General features: G+C 69.9%; 24 protein-coding genes and 2 tRNA genes. 12 read left to right on the forward strand and 14 right to left on the reverse strand.

All coding sequences use genetic code 11. From position 1 onward, the window contains the following. Nucleotides 1-3: 3 nt before the first annotated feature. From G569_RS50780 to G569_RS0122780, 4 genes are read right to left on the reverse strand one after another with little or no spacing between them, the layout of a single operon-like run. Nucleotides 4-1,551, reverse strand: a complete 1,548-nt coding sequence (locus G569_RS50780; RefSeq protein ID WP_053226842.1) for a circularly permuted type 2 ATP-grasp protein — start codon at nt 1,549-1,551, stop codon at nt 4-6. Next, nucleotides 1,437-2,693: an MFS transporter gene (locus G569_RS61390; protein WP_084285401.1), complete on the reverse strand. Its 1,257-nt coding sequence runs from the start codon at nt 2,691-2,693 to the stop codon at nt 1,437-1,439. The genes G569_RS50780 and G569_RS61390 overlap by 115 nt, the downstream gene beginning before the upstream one ends. Then, nucleotides 2,690-3,256, reverse strand: a complete 567-nt coding sequence (locus G569_RS50790) for a winged helix-turn-helix domain-containing protein (RefSeq protein WP_037498430.1) — start codon at nt 3,254-3,256, stop codon at nt 2,690-2,692. Before G569_RS50790 ends, G569_RS61390 begins: the two co-directional genes overlap by 4 nt. Nucleotides 3,257-3,283: 27 nt before the next feature. Further along, nucleotides 3,284-3,772 (reverse strand): metallophosphoesterase family protein, encoded by a 489-nt coding sequence (locus G569_RS0122780; protein ID WP_028065128.1) that lies wholly within the window; start codon nt 3,770-3,772, stop codon nt 3,284-3,286. A 187-nt stretch (nt 3,773-3,959) separates the two neighbouring features. Here G569_RS0122780 and G569_RS0122790 point away from each other — a divergent pair. After that, nucleotides 3,960-4,032: transfer RNA gene (locus G569_RS0122790), tRNA-Arg, on the forward strand. Nucleotides 4,033-4,695: 663 nt separating this feature from the next. Here the strand turns inward: G569_RS0122790 and G569_RS0122795 are convergent. Both G569_RS0122795 and G569_RS62855 read right to left on the reverse strand, forming a co-directional pair. Then, a complete protein-coding gene (locus G569_RS0122795) occupies nt 4,696-5,367 on the reverse strand; it encodes a hypothetical protein (protein ID WP_157592232.1) in 672 nt (223 codons plus the stop codon). A gap of 163 nt (nt 5,368-5,530) precedes the next feature. After that, nucleotides 5,531-6,124, reverse strand: coding sequence for a DUF8453 domain-containing protein (locus G569_RS62855; RefSeq protein ID WP_028065130.1), 594 nt, complete (start codon nt 6,122-6,124; stop codon nt 5,531-5,533). 171 nt (nt 6,125-6,295) lie between these two features. Here G569_RS62855 and G569_RS0122805 point away from each other — a divergent pair, with 171 nt between their 5' ends. Both G569_RS0122805 and G569_RS0122810 read left to right on the forward strand, forming a co-directional pair. After that, entirely contained in the window at nt 6,296-7,006 is a 711-nt protein-coding gene (locus G569_RS0122805; RefSeq protein ID WP_028065131.1) for a hypothetical protein, read from the forward strand. Nucleotides 7,007-7,253: 247 nt separating this feature from the next. Beyond that, the gene (locus G569_RS0122810; protein WP_028065132.1) at nt 7,254-7,724 is read left to right on the forward strand and encodes a DUF4145 domain-containing protein; all 471 of its coding nucleotides are present in this window, start codon (nt 7,254-7,256) and stop codon (nt 7,722-7,724) included. A gap of 53 nt (nt 7,725-7,777) precedes the next feature. On the opposite strand, the gene G569_RS0122815 is transcribed toward G569_RS0122810, so the two are convergent. The 5 genes from G569_RS0122815 to G569_RS0122835 form a co-directional block, all read right to left on the reverse strand. Beyond that, the gene (locus G569_RS0122815; protein WP_157592233.1) at nt 7,778-8,074 is read right to left on the reverse strand and encodes a hypothetical protein; all 297 of its coding nucleotides are present in this window, start codon (nt 8,072-8,074) and stop codon (nt 7,778-7,780) included. 95 nt (nt 8,075-8,169) lie between these two features. Continuing rightward, a complete protein-coding gene (locus G569_RS62860) occupies nt 8,170-8,439 on the reverse strand; it encodes a hypothetical protein (RefSeq protein ID WP_157592234.1) in 270 nt (89 codons plus the stop codon). A 30-nt stretch (nt 8,440-8,469) separates the two neighbouring features. After that, nucleotides 8,470-8,874: a hypothetical protein gene (locus G569_RS0122825; protein ID WP_157592235.1), complete on the reverse strand. Its 405-nt coding sequence runs from the start codon at nt 8,872-8,874 to the stop codon at nt 8,470-8,472. 232 nt (nt 8,875-9,106) lie between these two features. Next, nucleotides 9,107-9,361, reverse strand: coding sequence for a hypothetical protein (locus tag G569_RS0122830; RefSeq protein ID WP_028065135.1), 255 nt, complete (start codon nt 9,359-9,361; stop codon nt 9,107-9,109). Continuing rightward, a complete protein-coding gene (locus G569_RS0122835; RefSeq protein ID WP_028065136.1) occupies nt 9,358-9,990 on the reverse strand; it encodes a hypothetical protein in 633 nt (210 codons plus the stop codon). Before G569_RS0122835 ends, G569_RS0122830 begins: the two co-directional genes overlap by 4 nt. 963 nt (nt 9,991-10,953) lie before the next feature. Here G569_RS0122835 and G569_RS62865 point away from each other — a divergent pair. From G569_RS62865 to G569_RS62870, 6 genes are all read left to right on the forward strand, one after another. Continuing rightward, nucleotides 10,954-11,232: a hypothetical protein gene (locus G569_RS62865; RefSeq protein WP_157592236.1), complete on the forward strand. Its 279-nt coding sequence runs from the start codon at nt 10,954-10,956 to the stop codon at nt 11,230-11,232. Further along, entirely contained in the window at nt 11,229-13,241 is a 2,013-nt protein-coding gene (locus tag G569_RS0122845) for an AAA family ATPase (protein WP_028065137.1), read from the forward strand. The genes G569_RS62865 and G569_RS0122845 overlap by 4 nt, the downstream gene beginning before the upstream one ends. After that, nucleotides 13,238-13,495 carry a hypothetical protein gene (locus G569_RS0122850; RefSeq protein ID WP_028065138.1) on the forward strand — a complete coding sequence of 86 codons (258 nt, stop codon included), beginning with the start codon at nt 13,238-13,240 and terminating at the stop codon, nt 13,493-13,495. Before G569_RS0122845 ends, G569_RS0122850 begins: the two co-directional genes overlap by 4 nt. After that, nucleotides 13,492-13,749 (forward strand): hypothetical protein, encoded by a 258-nt coding sequence (locus G569_RS0122855; protein WP_028065139.1) that lies wholly within the window; start codon nt 13,492-13,494, stop codon nt 13,747-13,749. The genes G569_RS0122850 and G569_RS0122855 overlap by 4 nt, the downstream gene beginning before the upstream one ends. 17 nt (nt 13,750-13,766) lie before the next feature. Then, nucleotides 13,767-14,891, forward strand: a complete 1,125-nt coding sequence (locus G569_RS0122860) for a tyrosine-type recombinase/integrase (protein ID WP_084285405.1) — start codon at nt 13,767-13,769, stop codon at nt 14,889-14,891. A 222-nt stretch (nt 14,892-15,113) separates the two neighbouring features. Continuing rightward, nucleotides 15,114-15,199 (forward strand) — tRNA-OTHER (locus G569_RS62870). On the opposite strand, the gene G569_RS0122865 is transcribed toward G569_RS62870, so the two are convergent. Next, nucleotides 15,200-15,676 carry a hypothetical protein gene (locus tag G569_RS0122865; RefSeq protein WP_028065141.1) on the reverse strand — a complete coding sequence of 159 codons (477 nt, stop codon included), beginning with the start codon at nt 15,674-15,676 and terminating at the stop codon, nt 15,200-15,202. Nucleotides 15,677-15,740: 64 nt separating this feature from the next. On the opposite strand from G569_RS0122865, the gene G569_RS0122870 reads away from it, so the two are divergent. Next, nucleotides 15,741-15,896, forward strand: a complete 156-nt coding sequence (locus tag G569_RS0122870; protein WP_157592237.1) for a hypothetical protein — start codon at nt 15,741-15,743, stop codon at nt 15,894-15,896. On the opposite strand, the gene G569_RS0122875 is transcribed toward G569_RS0122870, so the two are convergent. After that, nucleotides 15,863-17,065, reverse strand: a complete 1,203-nt coding sequence (locus tag G569_RS0122875) for a hypothetical protein (protein WP_028065143.1) — start codon at nt 17,063-17,065, stop codon at nt 15,863-15,865. The genes G569_RS0122870 and G569_RS0122875 overlap by 34 nt on opposite strands. Nucleotides 17,066-17,104: 39 nt before the next feature. Here G569_RS0122875 and G569_RS0122880 point away from each other — a divergent pair, with 39 nt between their 5' ends. Next, a complete protein-coding gene (locus G569_RS0122880) occupies nt 17,105-17,914 on the forward strand; it encodes a M55 family metallopeptidase (RefSeq protein ID WP_028065144.1) in 810 nt (269 codons plus the stop codon). Here G569_RS0122880 and G569_RS0122885 read toward each other — a convergent pair. Continuing rightward, the gene (locus tag G569_RS0122885; protein ID WP_028065145.1) at nt 17,911-19,428 is read right to left on the reverse strand and encodes a hypothetical protein; all 1,518 of its coding nucleotides are present in this window, start codon (nt 19,426-19,428) and stop codon (nt 17,911-17,913) included. The genes G569_RS0122880 and G569_RS0122885 overlap by 4 nt on opposite strands. A gap of 161 nt (nt 19,429-19,589) precedes the next feature. Between G569_RS0122885 and G569_RS58685 the strand changes: the two genes are divergently transcribed. Then, on the forward strand, nt 19,590-23,327 hold the full coding sequence (locus G569_RS58685) for a M14 family zinc carboxypeptidase (RefSeq protein ID WP_053226843.1): 3,738 nt from the start codon (nt 19,590-19,592) through the stop codon (nt 23,325-23,327). Nucleotides 23,328-23,343: the final 16 nt, after the last annotated feature.

A 23,343-nucleotide genomic window follows, 5' to 3' on the forward strand; every position in this document is an offset into this window, starting at 1 on the left:
GGGCTACTGCTGCTGCTGTTGTTGTTGGGAGGACCAGGCGCCGCCGAGCGGGAGGCCGGGCATCCGCGGCGGCTGCCAGTTCGACAGCGTCGGGGCGTCCGGGAGCGCCGACTCGTCCGCCTCGAGCACCCACGTGTCCTTGGAGCCGCCGCCCTGGGACGAGTTGACGATCATCGAGCCCTCGCGGAGCGCCACGCGGGTCAGCCCGCCCGGGACGATGTGGATGTCCTCGCCGAAGACCGCGAACGGGCGCAGGTCGACGTGGCGCGGCGCGAGCGTCCCGTCCGGCCCCGCGGTGGGGACGGTGCTGAGGTGGACGAGCTCCTGGGCGATCCACTTCTCCGGCATGCGCTTGATCTCGTCCGCCTGGGCGGCCAGCTGCTGCTCGGTCGCGGTCGGGCCGATGAAGACGCCCTTGCCGCCGGACTCCGACGTCGGCTTGACGACGACCTCGTGCAGGCGCTCGAGGATCGCGTCGCGCTGCTCGCGGTCGGACATCAGGTAGGTCGTGACGTTCTCGAGGATCGGCTCCTCGCCCAGGTAGTACCGGATCATCTCCGGGACGTAGTGGTAGATCGCCTTGTCGTCGGCGACGCCCGTCCCGACCGCGTTGACGATCGCGACGCTGCCGGCCCGGTAGGCGCGCATCAGGCCAGGGACGCCGAGCACGCTGTCGGGGCGGAACTCGAGCGGGTCCATGAAGTCGTCGTCGATCCGCCGGTAGATCGCGTGGACGCGCTGCAGGCCGCGGGTGGTGCGGATGTGGCAGACGGCGTCGCGGACGACGAGGTCGGAGGCCTCGACGAGCTCGACCCCCATCTGACGCGCGAGGAACGCGTGCTCGAAATAGGCGGAGTTGTAGGGACCGGGGGTCCAGACGACGACGGTCGCCTCCTCCTCCCCGCCGGTCGGCGCGACCTCCTCCAGCGCGGTGCGCAGCAGCGCCGGGTAGTGGTCCACGGGCCGGACCCGGTAGTGCTCGAACAGCCCGGGCAGCAGCCGCGTCATCGCGCGCCGGTTCTCGAGCACGTAGGAGATGCCCGACGGCGTGCGGACATTGTCCTCGAGCACCTTCCAGGCGCCGTCGGAGTCGCGGACGAGGTCGCAGCCGGAGACGTGGCAGTAGACGCCGCCCGGCGGGCGGATGCCGTGCGCGGCGCGGGCGAACGCGGGCCTCGACACGACCAGCTCCCACGGCACCTGACCGTCGTGGATGATCTCGCGCGCGTGGTAGACGTCGTCCACGAAGTGGTTCAGCGCGCGGATCCGCTGCGCGAGGCCGCGCTTGATCGTCTGCCACTCGGCGGCGGGGATGATCCGCGGCACGAGGTCGAGCGGGAACGGCCGGTCGCGGACCGGCCCGTCGCCCGGCCCGCCGGCGTCGAACGTGATCCCCTGCTGCATGAAGATCGCGTCGCGGCGGCGGCCCGCGGCGGTCAGCGCTTCGGGGCCGAGCGCCTCCAGCGCCGCGACGAGCGTGCGCGCGTGCGGTCGCGGCTCTCCGTCGGAGGCGACGAGCTCGTCGTAGAAATCCCGGTCCAGGGCTGCCACGGCTGCATCCTATTCAGCAAGCTCAGCCCCACGAGCCCGACCGTCGCGGCTTGGACCAGCAGTACAACGCGGTAGTCGATCAGGGCCACGAGCGCCGCCCCGAGGGCGATTGACAACGTCTGCGGCGCGCCCAACGCGAGCTCGGAGGCGGCGAACGCGCGGCCCTGGAGGTGGTGCGGGGTCTCGCGCTGGAGCAGCGTGAGCATCGCGACGACCACCCACGGGATGCCGAGGCCGAAGAGCACCTTGCCGGCGAGGACGACCGGCAGCGCCCGGTCGGCCATCAGCAGCGCGCCGACGGCGAAGATCGTCATCCCGAAGCCGGCCGCCCTGATCTCGCCGTGCCTCGTGATCGCGGCGGTGGCGGTGAGCGCGCCCGCGATCGCCCCGACGCCCTGCACGGCCATCAGCACGCCCACGAACGAGTCCGGCTTGCCGAGCTGGTGCGGGAGCTCGAACAGCAGCGTCTCGCTAAAGCCGATCACGAGCATGCAGGTCGCACAGCCGATGACCATGCGCTTGAGCTCAGCGCTGCGGCCGATGTGGCGTGCGCCGGCGGCGATGCCGGGGTCGGCGTGCGGCTCGGGGTCGGGCTCGCGGGTCCTCAGCGCCAGCAGGGCGCCGGTCGCGAGCAGGAACGTCGCCGCGTCGAGGATCGCGACCGCCGCGCCACCCGCGAGCGTGTACAGGCCCGCGCCGGCGATCGGGGTGATCAGCCGCAGGGACTCCCTCACGGTCTGGAGCGTCGCGTTGGCCTTGGCCAGCTGGTCCTGCGGGACGAGCGTGTGCAGCAGCGCGGACTGGCCGGCGGCGAGGACGACGTAGGAGGCGCCGTAGGCGGTGGCGACGGCGTAGATGATCCAGACGTCGCTTTGGTCGTGCACCGCGAGCAGCGGCAGGATCGCGAGCGCGGTGAGCGGGTTGACCGCGAGCAGCAGGCGGCGCCGGTTGACGCGGTCGACGAGCAGCCCCGCGAACGGGCTCGCCAGCTGCGGCGCCACGATGCACAGGATCACCAGACCCGCGGCGCTGCTCGAGCCTGTGAGGTCCTTCGCCCACAGGCCGAGCGCGAGCCACAGCGCGGTGTCTCCGAGCAGGCTCAGCGACTGGCCCGTGAGGAAGATGCGCGTGTCGCGGCTCATACGCGGTACGCGAACGTGAGGATCTCGACGCGCTCGGCCTCGGCCGGCTGCTCCGGGCTCGGCGTCCGGCGGTCGGCGAACCGGTTCAGCAGGATCTCGACGATCTCCTCGTCGACCGCCTTCAGTTCCTCGGGCGTGAGGTAGAGCCGCATCTGGTTGACGCCCGTGACCGCGCGCCAGTCCTGCGGCAGCGCATGGCGCTCCTCCAGCCCGCGGCGTGCGCGGTCGAGATAGCGGTCGAACGTGATCCGGCCGAGCTGGCGGGCCGCACCCGCGAGCTCCTGGTCGTCGTGGACGTCGGTCCAGCGCATGCCCAGGTGCTTGAGCCGCCACGGCCGCTTGCGGCCGGTGCCGCCGGGCGCCTCCTCCACGAAGCCGTACTTGGCGAGCTGCCGGAGGTGGAACGAGGCGTTCGCGGGGCTCTCCCCCACCCGCTCGCCCGCTTCGGTGGCGGTCAGCGACTGCGCGTCGGCCAGCGCCTCGAGCAGCGCGAGCCGCACCGGATGCGCGAGCGCCCGCATCGCCTTGGGGTCGTCAAGCTCCCGCGGCTTGTCGAAAGACATGTTTCGAAAGATAGCTTTCGATGCTCGTCAGTCAAGGGCGATCAACTCGAAGGTCAGCGTTGTGCCATCGATGCGGGCCAGCCCCATCGTGTGCCGCGGCTCGCGCCGGCGTTCCGTCGGCGAGCCGGGGTTGAAGATCTGAAAGCCGTCCCGTTCTTCGTGCAGCGGGATGTGGCTGTGCCCGAACACCACCGCGTGCGCGTCGGGAAAGCGCCGCCGGAGCCGGTCCAGCCGTCCGTCGCGCGGCCCCGCGTCGTGGATCATCGCGATCCGGACGTCCCCGAACTGCACCGTCGTCTGGACCGGGAGCCCGAGGATCAGCTCACGCGAGTCGACGTTCCCGCACACGGCATGCACCGGCGGCCCCAGCGCCTGCAGCTCGTGCAGGACGCTCGGCTCGCTGAAGTCCCCGGCGTGCAGGATCGCGTCCGCGCTGCGCAGCCGCTGGACGCACCCCTCGGGAATCCGCCGCCTGCCGCGTGGCAGGTGCGTGTCCGAGATGACCGCGACGATCACACGAGCCGCGGCGTCAATGCGAGCCCCACCAGTGTGAGCGCGATCCACGCAGGGGCACCGAAGATCCCGCCCGCGACCACGAAGGCGACGATGGCGGCGATGTCGGAGCGGCGCATACCCGGAACCCTACGTGACTTCGCATCGATCCATGCCCGACTTTCCGCCAGCGCTAAGCTTGCGACCCCGAGCGCCCGTAGCTCAGTGGATAGAGCGCGCGCCTCCGGAGCGCGAGGTCACAGGTTCGAATCCTGTCGGGCGCGTTTCTCAGCGGTTTGGGCCAGTCAGTTCCGGTTGGGGCCAAGGTGTAGCGCGCTGGCGCGTTGTGGCGCGGTTTGGCGCACTTGCCCGTCGCCATTCCGCGTCGCGGCGCGAACCCCGTTTCGAGCGCCGCAAGTCACGCCGTGAGTCACACCGGCGTCCGTGACTCAGCACCGTTGCGGGCGTTCTACGGTGGCCGTGCGGCGTGGGTTGTCTCCGCGTCGCCACGCCCCCGGACGTTTGCGGCGTCGCGGGGGCAAACTCATGCCGCGCAAGCCGCGTTGCACCGTCGGTGACTGGTCGTCCAAGTTGAGACGAAAAGTGTCTCGTGGCCTGGACTTCGAGCCGCCGTGCGCGGCCGTGGGTATCTGGCCTGATACGCGGTCAGAAAGCCGTCTTGGGGCCGCGCGTCGCCCTGGCGCGGTGGCCGGCCGGATGGGCGAAAGCGACGACCGACCTCAGCGAACGGGCTGGTTGGCCGTCGTGGCGCGAGCGACCGAATTGGTGGACACCGCGCCGGCGGGTGTGAACCTCCGTGGACTCTTCAAGGCGTTGGTGGACGAAGGGCTGTTGCGAGATACGGAGAGCCAATACGTCGGACTTTCCGAGAGACGCTGAAGGCGCGCCGCGAGGGACGGTTCCCGGCGCTGCGCGAGCCCGGGTAGTTACGCGTCCGGTTCGACGCCTTCGACGATGTCGGCGAGGCGATCGAACCCGTTGGCGCGCCAGTGCGTAACGGTCTCGCGTTTGAACGCATCGGCGTCCACTACCACGACCTGATGGCCGGGTGCGACCTCACGCCGTCGCGGGTTCAGGAACTTCGTCCGCCTCCATTCCCACCGCAGGGTGAACGCGACCGCTCGCAACGTTCGCAAGCGGCGCGCGTATTCAGCCGTGTCGGGGATGGGCGGATCGGGGTTCCACGCGAGATGCACGGCGATCTCGAAGGTTTGGGCGTCGTCACGTTCGAGTGTCAAGGCAACTGGGCGACCGATTGGCATGTCGAGCCGGTCGATACCGCTCCACAGTCGCCGGCCGGCGTTGTCTTCGTGAAAGTCCGTCGTATCGAAACGCGTGACGACGGTTCCGGTCGCGCCCGTGTTGGCAAGGAAGAGGTACACCGCCGCGTATGCGCCTGCGGGCATCCCGTCGCTGTTGGTCCCGCCCTGACGCAGACCGCCGATCTCGTGCAGGCGATCAACCTCGACTTTCGCCCGCCGCAACGACGTAAGCCACAACGAAGCGAACGACACGATGAATGCGACGCCGGCGAGCAAGACCGAAGCCGAATCGGTCCACGACACGTCACCCGAATTCGCCGCAGCCGCAACAATCACGCAGCAGACCTTGACCGGTTCGGCGGACGGAATCTGACTGGACCGCCGCGCCGGCGCGCACAATCATCCGTAGACGCCGGCGATGTTGTCGGAGCGCCCTTCGGGATGCCGGGGCGCTCGGCGCTCCCCGTGGGAGTTCGACGGGCGCGACGTTGTCGGATCGTCAGGGGCTAGTTGGCTTCGGGGGCCACTCAGTCGTCATCCCGGACTGAACGAGCCGAGCATGCTCGAAATCGATGTCGGGAAACAGCTTCCTCCACACCCGCCCGACCTCCGGGAATTTTGGCCTCCGTCGAATCAGTGTCTTGGGCGTGTACGCGGCGCCCGCGTGCGTCCGGTAGTGCGCGAATCCTTCGGCATCTCGATAGCTGACTATCGCGGCAAGGTCCGGTAGATCGCCACGTGTGGCGCTGGTGTCAACGGGTCCGACAAGGCTTCCAACAGATACGCGCTGATGCGGGACGATGAAGCCGTCGGCCAGGACACCTTCCGCGAACAGCCCGCCGCCGTGCAGGACGTAACGCGCGCCGCGCGCAACACCGCGTCCGGTGTTGATGACGGAGAGCCCCAGCATGCCGGACAAGGGGTCCGCGAGAACTTGTGGTTCGAGAAGGGGTCGATCCGCCGCTTCGATTGTGTGTCGCCCTTGCCGGGTGGTAGCCCAAGCGGCGGCAGCGGCAACGGCCGCGAGGAACGCGCTGGCACTCCCGGCAATGGCCTGGACATCGTCCGCTGAGAGATTCCCGATGAGCAGCATCCGCGCGCGGATGGTAGGCAGGGCGGCGCCGGTACGTTCGCCCGCACCCTGTCATCGCGGCGCGAGTTGCGGGGCTGTCGTTGGGTGACGTATGCGTGCTGGCCGCCGCATACCTGCGCCACCACCCGGCCGGCTGATTACGTCGGCCGCGCCGGGTAGTTTCCAGCGGCTTTGTTCACGCGCGATTCGCTTCGAGAATGGCCGATCATCGCGGCCGGTACGTTCGTCGTCGGCGCCGGAACCGTGTACGGCGCGACCAAGACGGACTACACCGCGCCGATCCTCACCTTCGCCGGCGTCTTGTTAGTGGCGCTGATCACCGCGTTTACCGCGACACGCGCACGCGAAGCCGAATCGCAACGGCAACGCGAACGACTCGACGCCGAGTCGCATCGGCAACGTGACGCAATCGCCGGCGAACGCGACCGGCTACGGCTGCAGCTTGCCCACGAACGCGCGATGACCGACCTTGAGCTTCTGCGAGCGTTGCTCGACGAGGCGGCGGTGAACCTCCACGAGGTTGACCATACGCTCACGAGCTTGGTGGTCCTCCGAAGTAGGCGTGGCGCCGCGACCGGCGATGAACCCGCGCCTGAAATCGTGCGGAGCCTGACTCTCACGAAGGACCTTGACCGACTCAAAGAGCGACTCGCTGTTCGACTTGGCCGGAATCATGACGCCGTGAAGGCGTTGAATGCGGCCCAATACTCGCTCTTGCAGACGATGCAAGCGGTGGACAGGGCGCCGAATTCTGCCCAGGAAGAATTGGAGGAAGCTCTGAGCAACGCGGGCGCACGGTTCTTAGATGCGCGGGCCGAGTTTCTGGACGCCGCTTCCAACACGGCGGGTGTCCAAATTCCCGACGCGGCACCACTCGACTGACCGCCGTTGACGAGCCACACGTTGCCGTCGTGGGAGCCTCCCGAGCGCGGACCACGCAACCGAACCTCAATGTTCGGTGATAGGTTCACAAACTATGGCTTCGCTTCCGCCCCGTGCATACGTGCGGCGTTGCCCGCATTGCGGAACCCAATCGCGGTTCGAGTTCGCCAGTGAGCAGCGGGTGTCCGACGCCAACGGGGAAATGCGTGCGTGGCTGACAGTTACATGTCCAGCCTGCGGCGGAGCGGTGTTGTTGGAACTCGACCCAAACCGCGACGACATCGTGCAGCGAATGGTGCCCGAGCACATCGGCGAATGGAGCGTTCGGCACCTTCCTGACGACGTCGCCGCCGATTGGGCCGAAGCCGTGAAGGTCTTCGACGTCGCCGCCCATCGAATGACGGTGGTCGCCTGCGGACGTACCTTGGAAGCCGCCGCTGATGCGCGCGGCGTTGAAGGCAAGACCCTGGAGCGCCGCATCCGCAAGATGCTGGACGACGGGGTAATCACGACCGAATTCGGCGCGGCCATGACGTACGTCCGGTTCATCCGAAACACCGGCGCCCATGCCGGTCAGGACGTCCCGGCCGACGCGGCGGAAGGCACCATGCAGTTCACCTTGCAGGCCCTTCGATTGCTCTTCGAGGTTCCCGGCGAGCTAGCTCGGCTCCAAGGCCCACCGGCCGAGCTTGCCGACGGACCCGCCCATCTGGAGTGAAGGCGAGACGCCGGGATCGTGTTTCGGCGCGATCTTGACCACCGGCGTGGGCGTCACTGCGGCCAGGCGGCTCGAATGTCGATCGTGAGCGTGCGCGGCTTCAGTGGCGACGGGTCAACGCGGCCGTATGGCGGTGCCGCGTGGTAGCCGGTGGCGACGGTGCCGCCGGTCGGAGGAACTTCCGGGCTGAACCTCAGGTGCCCGTCGGGAACCGCCGCGCCGGCCGTCACCGGCACCGACGGCGAGTCGAACACCTGCCGCGCCAGGGTCACGCCACCGACGGCGCCAGCAAGAACCAACATGCTCACAGCGAGTGGCCGTCGCCACGGCTCGAACGCGGTCGGCCGCATGAACGGACGTTCGTAGTGCGCGGGAACGGTGGCGGCCGATGAAGCAATCATGAGTTTCTCGCCAGGCTAGGCGCATTCCCGGACGGATCGCACGGTCACTCCAACGCGTCGGCCGGGAAGACGAAGCGCCGATGGTCAGTCGTGTCGGCCGGCGCGACCGCGCGGCCAGGCCGTAGGCCGGTCCATTCGGGTGGTCGCGGATTGTCCACGTGGCCGCCGCGCTCTTCGACCCACGCTTGGACGGCTTCAAGATCGCCGCCGTGCGCTTCCACGTGGCCGAACGGCGCCGATAGCCACCCTGGCCGCATGTCCATGGTCTGGCGGCCCACCGTGGCCAGTAGATCGCGGATCGGATCGGCGCTCATGCGTAGAAGTCTGCGGCCAGGAGCGGACGGCTATCGACGGCGACGACGCACCTGGCGGACGGCTACCACCCAACCGGCGACGAAGCCGACCCCTTCGCCCCACGCGGCGCCACCCGTCAGGACACCGCCGACGAATCCGCCCGTCGTGGCCATGCCGGCCACGTACATCGTTTCGTGAGTCGGATCGACCGCTTGGCGGATCGCCTGGCCGACTTCGTAGGGCACGATGCGAAGCGACACGTCGCCGCCGCCAGCGAAAGCCCCACCGCCACCGCCGCTTGCGGTGAGGCGAACCGACGCCGACGGCGCGAAGCCGCTTGAGAACGCCGGAACGGCGTGAACCGTGGCGTCCCGTCGCATCACCAAGGCCGGCGCACCGCGAATCCCGCGCACCGCGTTCTCAATCTGAGCGATGCGTGTTCGACGGCGCGGCACCCCACCAGATATTGCGGGTCGCGGGCGACGGAATAAGGTCCGTGCGCCTTTCGCCCGACTTCGATCGCGCTATTCCTCTGGGCTTCGTCCGGCTATTCGGCTGCTGGAACCCTCAACCGCGCCGTGGCGCACCGTGTGCACCGGCGTCGCGTAGGCCGTCACGCCGTACAGATTTCGTGCGCGATGGGAGAGGCGGCGCACGAGAGGCGCCGAGGGGGTTGACCCCCTCCCCTCACACGTCGAAGCCTGACCCGTGGCCGCGTGAGGCCGCGACGATGGCCACGAGCGTTTCCCCATGCGTCATCGGCGCTTGCTCGGGCACGACGGCACCGACGACGCCGTGGCTCGTGCTCCTGGCTCCACCGTCGAAGCCTCCCGTCCGCGCCGGTTCGGGTTCGGCCGGGGCGATCTGGCCGCCGGTGAGCGCGGTCAAGAGGCTGGCGCGCTGCTCGGCGTTGGCCTGGCGTGCGGCGTCCACGATGCTCACGACGCCACCCGCTCGGGTTCGAGCACGGCGCCTTCGATCACGCGCCTGACCGGGACGGGCGCGACTTCCCCGCCGGCGAGCAACGCCGCATCGACCGCTTGGGCGACGGCTTCGAGGCGTGTATGCGGCACGGACCCAGCGCGCGGTCCTCCCACGAGCGAGAGGAGCGCAAGCGCGCGTTGCTCGACATGCGCACGCGCCTGGTACGCGTCCGAGATCTCGCACAGGGCGGCATCGCATCGCACCTTCACTTCGCGCGCGTCGTCGGCAAGCTCGGCCGCCAGGTCGCGCCAGTGCTCGCCGGCGAAGCGCCCAACGGCGTCGCTGGCGTCTTGAAGGGCGCGCGAGAGGCCGTCGCGGCGTTCGCTCCACGGTTCACCGGCCTTGGCCTTGGCGTCGGCCACGGCACGTTCGGCGTGCTTGCGTTCGGCGTCGCCGACGGGCTGGCTGGCGGCGCGGCGCTCTAGCTCGGCCAGGCTTGCCGACGCGTCACGGGCGGCGCTGGCCGCGTCGCGTTGGGACTGTTCGAGCGCGCGCAGTTCGCTGGCGATCCGGTCGCGTTCGTCAAGCGCGGCGTTCAGGCCAAGGCTGGCCGCGCTGCTCGGGCTCGGGAATCTCAGGGCGTCCATGCTTCCCATTCTCCGCTCGGTTGCTCGGGTGGCCGTAGCGCTCGGCCTGGATCGGTCGGCCTGGCCATGGTCATGGCCCACGCCGTGCCGTGCAGGTAGCCGGTCTGGACGTGCAGCCGATCCGGTGCGCTTGGCTGGCGACGGCGTGACGCCAGCGCCGTGCGGTGTCGGGCGGTAGCTCGCGCTGGACGTAGCCGCGCACCACGAGCGTGTGGAAGTCGTGCGCGGCTTGCTCTCGGATCGCCAGCAACACCCTGACGCCACGGTACTGGCCGGGTAGTTCGTGGCCGATCCACGAATCGTTCCCCGCGACACGTGCGCCACGCTCGCGTTCGGGCCTAAGATCGGCTGTGGATCGGAGTGGTGTCCGTTCCACGGCGCCTGGCCAGCGCTGCTTTCGTTCGAGTAGGCCGCCCGGTTTTTTCGTCACAGTTCCTTCCGGGCGGTCACTCGAATTACCCGTGCAAACGCGCGGTTTTCCGCCGCGTTAAGACCGTCGGGTTGCCTCCGAGTGGCGCGCAAGGGTTCTCCGCGTCGGCTCCACCACCGACGCGGAAGGAACCGTGACCCGCGCGACCCTCACTCCCACCGATCCGGCCGAGACACCGGTCGAAGTCCTGCGCCGCCTCCGCGCCGCGTGGACGCCGGACGACACGGCGCATGACCCGGCCGAGCTTGCCGTCGTGCTCGAACGCAACGCCGAGCTTTTGCGCACGATCGTGCGCGAGCACCGGCGTCGGCTACGCGCTCGGACTCGGGCATTGCCCGGTACGACTTGCCGTTCTATCGCTCGCCGCCCGCGTGCCCGTGGCGCCGGCCGTCCGGCTGGTCGACGTGTCCGCTCCACCACGAACCGTGATTCGGATGGCGACTCGGAACGCGCGCGGGCTCCACCGGGACGCGTCTTCGTCCAGTCCGAAGAGGCGCCCGAGCGGCAACGCGGTGCGGTCCGCTCGGAGCGCCATGTCCGTGTGGGAGTCAGACACTTTGAATCGTAAGACACAAACCGAACCGTCCACCGATCGCCGCCAGGCTCGGCGCGCGGCGCTTGCGCACGCCAAGGCGCACGGGTGCAAGTGCGCACCGGGCTTCAAGCTGATGCGTACCGACGACGGCCGCGACGCCGGCGTGATCGCGCACGAGGCGTGGTGCCCACGCCTGCGCGAACTTCGCGCTCTGGCCGGCGTAGAGCGCTTGCCGTTCCCGCTCGTGACGGCCGCGATCGAAGGGCGGCGGTCGTGATCGCGCTGACCCTCCCGACGCGCAAAGGGTGGTCAGGCGCGCTCGAACGGCTCGGCGTGGGCTTCGAGGCTGGCCGCTTCGTGTTCCGCTTGGAGGCCGACGACGGAACGCCGGTCGGCGCCGTGCGCTACGCCGACGATGGACGCGAGCCGAAGATGCTGGCCGACAAAGGCACGACCCGTGAACTTTGGCCGCGCCCGGAAGTCGTGCCCGGACGCACGATCTTCGAAGTCGAAGGCGAGCCGGACGCGCTGACGATGGCCGAACTTGACCTACCGGCGAGCGGCTATCCCGGCACGGGCAAGACCGATCCGGAGTGGCCGCGCCGGCTGATCTTCGGGCCGGAGGGGCGCCGCGAACGCGTCGTGTTCATTCCCGATTGCGACACCGGCGGGCGCGCTAAGGCGCGTGCGTTCGCATCCGATGTTGCGGCGCTTGGCGTGCCGGCGTTCGTCGCGGACCTGGCGCCCGAGCGCCACGACGGCTTCGACGTGGGCGACCTGCTGACCGAAGCGCTGGCCTTCGATCCCGAGCATGGCCGCGAAACCGCGCGACGTTGGATCGAAGCGTGCGTGGAGGCGGCCGAGCCCGTGCCGCCGGCGCTCCACGACGCGGCCGAGCCGGCGCCACGGACACGGCGCACCGTGACCTTGACGCCGGCGAGCGCGATCCGTTCCGAACGCGGCCGATGGCTCTGGCGTGATCGCTTCCCGCTACGCGGCCTGACCGTCGTGGCCGGCGAGAAAGGTCTAGGAAAGTCGATCCTGACCAACGCGCACATCGTCGCGGCGATCACGCGCGGCACCGTCGAAGGCGAGCTATCCGGCACGCCGGCCGACGTGCTGATCGTGACCGCCGAAGACGACTGGCGTTCGGTGGTCAAGCCACGCCTGATGGCGGCCAACGCCGACCTTGACCGCGTGCACCGTGTCGAAGTCCACGACGCCGACGGCGCGTCAATCCTGACCCTGCCCGACGACGTGGCCGCGCTCGAAGCCGAGATAGCGCACTTGCGCGACGCCGGCCGGATCGTGGCCATGGTCGTGGTCGATCCGATTGGCGCGTTCGTGCCCGAGACGGCCAACACGCACGCCGACGCGCCCGTGCGGCGCATCCTTGCGCCGCTGGCCGCACTGGCCGACCGTCAAGACCTGGCGGTGATCGCGGTCATGCATTTGACCAAGGACGAAGCCAAGCGGCTGATTCAGCGCGTGAGCGGCGCCGGCGCGTTCGTCAACGCGGCGCGTAGCTACCTGGCGATGGTCAAAGACCCCGACGACGCCGACGGCGAACAGGGCACGCGCCGGCTGATCGTGCACGTAGCGACCAACTGGGGGACCTACGCGCCGACGCTGCTCGTGCATGTCGAGGCGCGCGCTGTGGACACCGACGACGGCGAACGCGCCGAAGTCGGCTATCTGATCGTGGACGGCGAATCGACCGCGACCGTTGACGACGTACAGCGCGGCCGTGACGACGAAGACGACCCGACCGACACCGAAGAGGCGATTGGTGAAGCGCTCAAGGCGGGCGAGCGGCGAAGCCTTGACGTGAAGGCGGAAGTGGCCGAACGGCTTGGCTGTTCGCGCAAGACGGTGCAACGCGCGGCCATGCGGATGCGCGATCGGGGCGAATTGACCGTGGAGAAGTCGGGCTTCCCGCCGACCTCCACGTGGACCCTCGTGCGCGCGCACGAGGGCGGTTCGCGTGTCCCCAATGACGAAAACGACGCCGTAGAGCCAAATCCCCGTGTCCCCAACGGGAACGATTCGAACGGCGCGTGTCCCCAACGTGAGAACGGCGCCGTAGAGCCAAATCCAACCACTTCCAGCGCCATTGGGGACACCCACGCGGCCGTCGTGCGCGCGCACGTGCGCGGGGCCGACGCCCACGGCACGACTCCCGACCTCCGAGCCGAGCTCGCCGCTCGCGCCGGCGGGCACACCTTCGACGCACCCGTGGACCCACCCGAGCGCGACGACGACCGCGAGGATTGGAGGCAACGGTGACCGCGCCGGCGCTCACCTTCGCCGACGAACGGCGTGCCAGGCGCAACGTCGAGCGTTCCCGTAAGACCTACGCCGCCGCCCTGGCAGCGTTGGACCTGGCGCACGCCGGACGCGTGCTCGCCGCCGAACACGCCGACCGCATGAGCGGCGCGGCGGCTCCGGTGTGCCGGTGCGCCGGCGGCTGGACCGACGACGGCTTTTCGTGCGGCCGGTGCGGCCGAAGCATCTTCAACGGGAGCGAGGCAGGATCGTGAGCGATCTACGAAGCATCGACGCCAGCGGCGAAGCGTACGTGGACATGCGCGAGCTTGCCGCGCTCATGGGCGTGTCCACGCGCACGATCAAGCGCATGGTGGCGGAAGGAATGCCGTCCGAAACGTGGGGCATGGCGCGCACGCGTCGGTTTCTGCCGTCCGTTGCCATGGCGTGGGCACGCGAGCGCCGATCTAGGATGTTGACGAACAACAAGCGCTCGATGCCGCCGCAAACGACAACGGGCCGACCGTGAGAAGGAGACAACCCTTCATGGCTGACCAACTTCCATCCGGACGGTGGCGTGGCCGCGTCCGTGACCCCCGCACCGGTAAGCAGGTGACGCCGCACGCCGTGATCGGCGGACCCAAGACGTTCCCGAGCAAGCGGGAGGCCGAGCGCGCCGAAGACGCCGCCCGCGACGTGCTGACCGACATGGCGGTACGCGGCAAGACGGTCGCCGAGTTCTGGCAGGAATGGACCACCGATCCGTTGTGGGCGCGTGACGCGGAATCCACGAACCTGCACAACAAAGAGCGCACGAAGGCTTTCGCGGATGCCTACGGCGATCGGCCGTTGCGCGCGATCGACGCCACGGTGGTGGCCGAATGGCTCAAGGGCGGTAGGAATCTCGGCACGGTCAATTCCCTGCGTGCGATGTTCAACGACGCGCGCCGACCGCACGCCGGAATGTTGGTTACGACCAACCCATTTGCGGGGCTCGGGCTCAAGCGCTCGAAGGGTCGGAAGCACGTCCAGCCACCGGCACCGGGCGAAGTCGCGCGCCTCATCGCCACCGCCGACGCGCTCACGCCACCGAGCTTCGCGGCGTACCTGCTCACGGCGTGCTACACGGCGATGCGGCCTGGCGAGCTTGACGCGCTCATGTGGACCGACCTGGACTTCACGCCGGATGCGGAGTCAATCCGGATCGAACGCCAATGGAACGTGAAGACCAAGAAACTCACGCGGCCAAAGCACGATTCGTGCGGCACCGTCGCCATGGTGGAGCCGGTGCGCGAACGGCTGGCGAACCTCCCCCGCGAATCGGAATGGGTGTTCACGACCCTGCGCGGCCATCACTACGTGCCGTCCACGCGCAACCACCATTGGAACCGCGTCCGCGCCGGCGTCGGGCTCGGCAACACGGCGTTGTACGAGGCCACGCGGCACTACTTCGCGTGGTACCTGCTCAACGTCTTGGAGTTGCCCGATCACGTCGTGGCCGCCCAACTGCGGCACTCGGACGGTGGCACCCTGGTGCGCGAGCTTTACGGGCACCCTGACGCGGCGATGGCGCGCGACCGAATCCGTGCCGCGTTCCGGGACCAAGCGACGATCAAGGCGTTGCCCGTGAGTCACGAAACGAGTCACGACGGCTTGCGAGCCGTGGTCTAGAGCCAAACCTGTCCTTTCGGGCGCGTCACGCGTGGTCATCGCCGCGACACGGACGCGGTGTACGTTGTGGGCGTGACCTTCGCCGCGCCGCACCGCTGCAGTTCCTCGTCCTCCCACTGAACCAATCCACGGAGGGCGCGCCGCGGGGTGCGGCACGCGACTGCTAATCGCGCGGCCTAACTAGCCTGCCGGGTTCGACGCCCGGGCCCTCCGCCTCGCCTTGGAGGGCGCGGCCGGGGACGGTCCCGGCGCCGGTCTTGAAAACCGGTCAGGCTCATCACCTGGGGGTTCGACTCCTCCGCCCTCCGCTATTCGTACGTGATGTAGCCCTCGAACGGGCGCGTCACCAGGTGGGAGAAGGCGTCGCGGACGTCGATCGACTGCTCGGTGACGCGGACGAAGAGGCCGCCGCGCAGGGAGCGGAGCAGACCGACGACGTCGGCGGAGGTGGCGTCGGAGAGCTTGAGGGCGTCGGCGATCTCGCGTGGGTGCACGACGACGACGTGCGGGACCTCGAGGATCGCGCCGAGGAGCGGCGGGCCGAACTTGTCGAGCCACCAGGTGCGTTCGCGGTGGGTGTCGCGGTCGATGAGGCGGAAGGCGATCGCGTCGGCGGTGCCGTTCTTGCCGGCGCCCCAGACGCCCCAGTAGTTCGGGCTCGGGACGCTGTTCTCGCGCGCGAAGGCGGCGGTGAGGTCGTCGTCGGCGCTGTCGTCGACCACCCAGACGATGATCGGGGGTGTGCCCGAGGCGCGGATCAGATGACAGCGGACCGCCGGTTCCATGAGTGCGCACTGTATGCAGGACTCGACTATCGAGCGGTGGTCGACACATGTAGCGTTGGCGGCGATGGTGTCCACGACCAAGAGCCTCCAGCAGCAGGTCCGGGAGATCCAGAAGCTGATCTCGGACGCCGAAGAGACCCTCGCCCAGGCCAAGTGGGCGCTCGAGACGCTGGTCTTCCGGCTCGCTCAGGAAGACGACGAGGCGGCACCCTCCGGCTGACCGCGGCCCGCGATGGCGCCGCCCGCGGCGCCGAGCAGCGCTCCGCCGAGCAGGAAGATCACGAAGACGGAGGCGTCGTCGGCGTCGCCGTGGAGCAGGCCGCCGGCTCCGACGACGAGGACCGCCATCGCGAGCGCCCACGCCGGGCCGGTGAGCGCGCCCCAGAGAGCGCCCCGCCGGCGCGTGGTCGCCCCGACCGCTCGGGCCGCCGAGACCCCGCCGTAGAGCGCCGCGAGCGCGACCATGCCCATCAGCAGCACGATCGCGGGGACGAGCACGCCTGTGGGGATCGCGCGGTCGTAGGAGAAGATCCTCAAGCCGCCGTCGCCGCTCGGGACGGCGTTGGCGTCGGCGACCGGGAACGGCAGGCCGAGCGGGCCCGTCGCATCCGTCGTGAACCGCGCGCCCGCGGCCAGCGCGTTCAGGTGGATGCCGTGCTCGCCGACGTAGGCCGCCTCCTCGACCGCCGCGGTGAGCGCTGGGCGGCCGGCCCGGACGCCGCCCGCGTCGCGCGCCACCTGGACCATCCACCCGGCGAGCCCGAGCGCGGTGCAGACGATCAGGACCGCGGCGAGCGGACGCAGTGCGGCGAGGGCGGCGTCTAGCGCCGTCCGCGCACCCGGCGGGACCCGCTCGAGGACGTCCTCGAGCCCGAGCACGGTCGCCGCGCCGATCAAGCCGCCGAGCGCGCCCCAGAGCAGCCCGAGCGCGAGCGCCCCGCCGGCCGAGGTCGAGATCCGCGTCGTGTCGCTGTCCCCGCCGATCAGCGCGAACGCCAGCATCAGCAGGCCGAACGGCACCGCCGCCAGCGCCGCCCACCCGAACCGCGCCATCGTCGTGGCGCCCTCGGTGCGATACAGCTGGCGCCGGGTCATCACGATCAGCGTCCCGAGCGGGATCGCGAGCAGCAGCAGCGGGTGGATGCGCCGCGTGCCGGAGACGAGCAGCCCCGGCTCCTCAACCATCGCGGTCAGCTGCGTCCCCACCGCCTGCCGGAACGCTTCGGTGACAAAGCTCGCGTCGATCCCGACCGCGCCGAGGATCGAGTTGTCCGGCGTGATCAGCGCGAGCAGGGCGCCGGCGACGAGCACGACGGCCGCCGACACCCCCGCGGTGATCCCCGCCGCCACGATCCCGGGCGCGAGCGCGCGCTCGCCGGTTGCCTCCATCGCGCCGTATGGGTATCACTTGCGGCCGATGGAGGCGACGTGCGGGTTCTGATCATCAGCGACATGGAAGGGGTCGCGGGCATCTGCCGCTGGGAGCAGGTGAGCGCGGGCAAGGCCGGCTACGAGGAAGGCCGGCGCCTCTACACCGAGGAGCTCAACGCGGCGGTGCGCGGGGCATTCGCGGCCGATGCGACCGAGGTCGTGGTCATGGACTGCCACGGTGCGGGCGGGGACTGGTCGTTCAACTCGCTGATCCCGGACCAGCTCGACCCGCGGTGCGAGTTCGTCGTGCAGAACGAGTGGACCGAGTACACCGAGATGCTCGAGACCGGCTGCGACGCCGCGCTCTTCGTCGGCCAGCACGCCCGCGCCGGCGCCGAGCGCGGCGTGCTCTCGCACACGGTCAGCTCGACCAAGTGGCGCAACCTGCGCTTCAACGGCACCACGGTCGGCGAGGTCGGCATCAACGCCGCCCTCTGTGGGACCTGGAACGTCCCGGTGGCGCTCGTCACGGGCGACGACGTCGTCTGCCAGGAGTCGACAGAGCTCCTCGGCCCGAACCTCCACACGCTGGCGGTCAAGCGGGGCCTCGGCCGCTTCAGCGCCCGCCACCTCTCCCCCGCCAAGGCCCGCGAACGGCTCGAACGGGCCGCCAAGGAGGCGCTGGAGAACGTCGCGAGCGCCCCGGTCTACAACCCCGGGGCGCCCTGCACGATCGAGGTGGAGCTCGCGACGTCAGATCACGCCGACGTCTACCGCCACCGGCCGAACGTCACGCTGACGGACCCGCGCACGATCACGATCACGGCGCCCACCTGGTGGGACGCCTGGCGATCGGTGTACCTCTAGCCGCAGAACGGGATCTTCTTGGCCATCGCCTGGTCGTTCTCCTTGATCAGCGCGACCGTGACGTTGCGGCACTCGTAGTCGGCGGTCAGCTGCGCGGCGAGCGCGAGGTCCTGGTTGGTCAGCGGGAACGTCACGCCCACGGTGCCCGCCTTGGGCGCGCCGCACGAGGCCCAGTCGTCGTCGCCGAACGCCGACCAGCAGGCGGTCGCGATCCCGGGCGGGCGGAACCACGCGGCCTTGAGCACGCCGCAGCCGGAGGTGAGCAGGCCGGTGAAGCTCTTGTCGCCGCCGAAGAACCCGACCTGGACCTGGCAGGAGTCGGGCCACGGGACCTCGGAGTTCTCGGTCGTGTCGTCGGCTCCGCCGCAGCCGGGGTCGGGATCGGTCGTGCCGGCCGCGTCGCGCGAGTCGACGAGCCCGTCGCCGTCGTCGTCCTTGCCGTTGCGGCACTGCGGCGGCGGGGCCGGGAGGTTCTTGCAGTTGTTGACCGGCTCGCGCAGCTCGGCGACCTCGCCGTTGGGGCGGAAGAACGCGATCGTCGCGAGCTTCGTGCAGTCCACCGGGGCCTTCAGGTGCAGGTCGACGTCGACCATGTCGGTCGCCCCGGCCTTGCGGTCCGCGCTCGCGATCGGGTCGAAGACCGTGCACTCGAAGCCGTTGTTGGCGCTGCAGGAAGCGATCCCGGGCGGAACGTCGACCTCGACGCTCGTGAACTGACCGCAGCCCTGGTTGATCCCCGCGCCGAGCCACGTCGGGTCGTCGGCCATGCCGACACCGGAGCTCGCGGCGCACTCGGCGGACACCGGGACCTCGGAGTTCTCGGTCGTGTCGCCGGCGTCCGAGCAGCCCGGGTCCTCCCAGTCGGTCTGACCGTCCGCGTCATTGTCGATGCCGTCGTCGCAGGCCTTCTTGCCGCCGCCGACCGGGGTCGCCGTCGGCGTCGGGGTCGCGGTCGGGCGCGGCGTCGTGGCCCCCGGGCGGGTGATCGTGCCGCCCGTGGGGGGCGCCGGGGAGCTCGGCCCCGGCGCGGGCGCCGCGGGCGCGCCGAGCCCGGCCTTGGACAGCACGTCGGCAGCACCCGCGGGCGCCGTCTTGCCGCACAGCTTCGCCGCCAGCACCGGCGCCAGCGCCTTCATGTCGGCCGTGCCCTTCAACCGCTTCGCCAGCAGCGCGCCGAGGTCCGCGCAGCCCGGCGCCTTGCCGCCATCGAGCGCCTTCGGGAACGTCTTGACGCCCTTCAGCTGGCCCTTGATCGTGAAGACGACCTTGCCGGACGCGGCGACGCCGCGCGGACGCACGACCGCGACGGCGATCCGGCCCTTCTTCACGCCGCCGGAGACGGTCACGCCCGCCGGGGCCGACTTGACCTTCACCGACTTCGCGCCGGAACCGATCGCCACCGCGACCTGACCCTCGGGCGGGACCGTCACGGAGAGCCCTTTGGCCTCGGCGGCGGTCGTGGATATCAGGAGAACGGCCAGTGTCACCAGCGAAAGGCGCAGGGCGGGGAGCATGCCGCCGAAGCTACGGCCGGCGGCCCTTCAGCGCATCGGGGTTCTCCCTAGACGTGGGTAGTGCTGACTCGATGGCGTTGAGCGACCTCCACAGGTAATTACCTGATTCCCGATCAGCTTTACGTAGTCTGCGCCTCTCGTCAAAACACGAGGGGGTCTACGTGTCCATCAAGCGCACTTTTGCGCTTTCCGTAGTCGTATCACTGCTCGCGGCGGTACCCGCCGCGGCGGCACAGGAAGAACACATCACGCCGTACACGACGACGGTCTCCACCGAGGAGGCCCAGTTCATCGCGGACCAGACGGGCACCGAGCTCGACCACGTCGGGTTCGACCCGGCCGAGAACACGCAGCACCTGAACCTGGAGCTGTTCCCGTCGCAGGCCGCCAAGCTCGAAGACGAGGGCTTCGCGCTGCAGCAGCAGGTCCTGCCCAAGCTCGGCCCGAAGGCCGCGCGGGCGACGGGCGGCGACAGCCCGAACCCCTACTACGACGTCTTCCGCTCCTACTCGGAGGCGGGCGGCATCGCCGACGAGCTGCGGACGCTCGCGCGCGACAACCCGGAGGTCGTCAAGCTCGTCCAGATCGGCACGTCGCTGCTCGGCAAGCCGATCCTGACGATCAAGATCACCGACAACGCGCGCAACACGCCCGACGGGACGCGCCCGGCGATCCTCTACGGCGCGACCAACCACGCGCGCGAATGGATCACGCCCGAGGTCGTCCGCCGCGAGGCGCACTGGGTCCTGGACCATCGCGACGACCCGCGGGTCCAGCGGATCCTCGCCAAGACCGAGCTCTGGTTCCTCCCGGTCCAGAACCCGGACGGCTACGACTACACCTTCACGTGCGGCCAGGGCACCGCGGTCAAGGTCTGCGGCCCAGGCGAGGCGAACTCGAACCGCCTGTGGCGCAAGACGCTGCGCGACAACAACAACAACGGGATCTACGGCGACTCCGCCGACGGCGTCGACCCCAACCGCAACTTCCCCGAGCAGTGGGCGCTGGACGAGGAGGGCTCGTCCGCGAACATCTCCAACGCCGACTACCGCGGCCCGTACGCGAACTCGGAGCCGGAGAACTTCGCCTATGACCGCCTGCTGCGCCGGATCAAGCCGGTCGGCAACCTCAACTACCACTCGGCCGCGCAGCTGCTCAACAGCTCCTTCGGGTTCATCACCAACCGGCCGGCCGACGACAACACGCTCGCGCGCTCGCTGACCGGCACCGATGGCGACGCGGCGGTCGACCCGTACCAGCCCGACCAGGCGTCGGACCTCTACGTGACCCACGGCGAGACCGTCGACTGGGCGTACTTCCAGTTCGGCACGATCGGCTTCACGCCCGAGCTCGACACCGCCCAGACGGCGGGCTCGAGCGCCAACTCGTTCGTCTTCCCCGACGACGAGGGCAAGGTCGAGGCCGTCTTCGAGAAGAACCTGCCGCTGGCGCTGAACCTCGCGTGGTCGGCCACGAGCAAGGACTTCGACCGCCCGTCGAACTTCTTCGACGACGCCTCGCGCTACAAGGTCAAGGCGACGCTCGACATCGAGCCGACCTCCTTCGACGTCTCCTACGGCGGCGACCAGATCGTCGAGGCCGTGGTGCGCCGCTCCCTCGGCCAGACGGACTTCCAGGTCTCGGTCTCGGGCCCGGGTGGCCGCAACCAGACGCTGTACCTGCCCGGCCAGGACTACGCGGGCGGCGAGCGCTACGGCGACGTGCCCGGGAAGTACTTCGGCCGTGAGCGGGCGGTCGTCCCCGCCTCCTTCCCGCCCACGAGCACCACGGGCAGCGGCGCCACGCCGCGACCGGTGATCGCGGGCGACACGGTCGCGGTGACCGTGCGCGCGGGCGGCCAGGAGCAGAGCTTCACCTACAAGGTCGTCTCCACCCGCCAGGACGCCGCGAAGAAGCGGATCCTGGTCGTCGCGGCCGAGGACTACAGCGGCACGGCGCCGAACAAGACGCCGTACGCGACCGCGCCACGCTACCTCGCGCAGCACGTCGACGCGTTGAAGGCCGCCGGCTATGAGGTCGACACCTACAACATCGACGCCCCTCCGGGCACGATCAAGTACCCGACGTTCCTCGGCGTGCTCTCGCACTTCGACGGCGTCCTCTACTACACGGGCGATGACCTCGTCCCCCAGGACCCGGGCCTGACGAACTACCGGCGGCTCTCCAGCGCCACCGCGCTGACCGGCTCGACGCTGATCTCTCAGTGGGGCGCCAAGGGCTGGTTCAACCTGCGCGACTACCTCAACGAGGGCGGCAAGATCGTCATCGACGGCCGCAACGCGCACCAGACGTTCGCGTCCTCGTCGACCAGCCTGACCGCGTACTCGGGCTACCAGTTCAACCCGGATCCGTTCTACGGCTTCTACTACCCGGCCGACAACCTCGGCGACGACCACCGCCCCGGCACGGCATTCATCCGCCAGCACGAGGTCAACAACGACATCGAGCAGTACTTCTTCGGCGTCGGCGCGAGGCAGGGCGGCGCGGGGACGACGACCTACAACGCGGCGACGATCTCACCCACGGCGGACTCGATCTTCGCCGGCGTGACGCCGTTCACGGTCGACACCGCGGCGGGCAACGACCCGACGCAGGACCTCGACGGCAACGCGACGCCGCGGGCCAAGTCGATCACCCGCCTGCGGACGTTCACGAGCGTGCTGTCGACGCCGACGCTGCAGCAGCCGCTGCGCCAGGAGAAGGCCGAGCTCGACGTCCCCGGCCAGACGACGGGCGGCGGCGTCGCCGTCTCGACGCGTGACACGGTGGCGTTCGGGTTCGGCCTGGAGCAGGTCGACCAGGCCACGCGCGAGTCGCTCGTGGCCAAGGCGTTCGCATACCTGTTGCCGACCGCGGCCGACACGACCGCGCCGGTGGCGGAGTTCACCTACCCGGCGGAGCTCAAGGAGGTCACCGCCGTCGACCCGGTCGACCTCGAGGTCAAGGGCTACGACGAGCGCGGGGACATCAAGGAGGTGCGCCTGTACGCGAACGACTCGCTCGTCAAGGCCAAGCGCTCCTTCCCGTTCCAGTTCCGGTACTACGTCCCGTCCGGCGCCGCGGCGAACTCGATCATCACGTTCAAGGCCGAGGCCGAGGACAAGGCGGGCAACGTGAAGACGATCACCCGCCAGGTGCGCGTGGTGTCCGCCCAGGCGATCGCGCAGACGCCGATCGCGGTCGGAACGCCGGTGCTCACCGGCACGCCGACGGTCGGCTCGACGCTGTCGATCACCGGGATCGCCTTCATCAACACGCCGACCAGCACGCGCTACGTCTGGCTGCGTGACGGCGAGCCGATCGCGGGTGCCACGAAGGCCACCTACGTCCTGACGAACGACGACCTCGGTCACCTGGTGAGCGCCCGCGTGTACGCCGGCAACGCCGACGGCGAGGGCGACGCCAAGACCAAGGGCCTCTACGTGTCCGCCGCGCCGATCGTCGGCCCGACCGGTCCCGCCGGTCCCACCGGCCCCGCGGGTCCCACCGGCGCGGCCGGCCCCGCCGGCCCGACGGGCGCCGCGGGTCCCGCCGGCCCCGCGGGTCCGACCGGCGCCACCGGCGCGACCGGCTCAGCCGGCGCGAAGGGCGACAAGGGTGAGAAGGGCGACAAGGGCGACACGCCCAACGTCCGCGTCACGTGCGACCTGGCCGCCGACGGCAAGTCGATCACCTGCACCATCTCGGCGATCCCGCCGACCACCACCAACGCCACGATCAAGGGCACCGTGCGCATCGCGGGCTCTAAGACCAGCAAGCGCGTGAGCGGCACGGGCAAGGTGAAGGTCCGCCTGCGCTCGGCCAAGAAGCTCAAGAAGACGCCGAAGGTCGTCGTGAAGATCGGGTCCGCCAAGACCCGCACCGTCACGGCGCGCTAGACCGCGCTCCAGGGCG

It is taken from the genome of Solirubrobacter soli DSM 22325 (assembly GCF_000423665.1).
Classification (GTDB): domain Bacteria; phylum Actinomycetota; class Thermoleophilia; order Solirubrobacterales; family Solirubrobacteraceae; genus Solirubrobacter; species Solirubrobacter soli.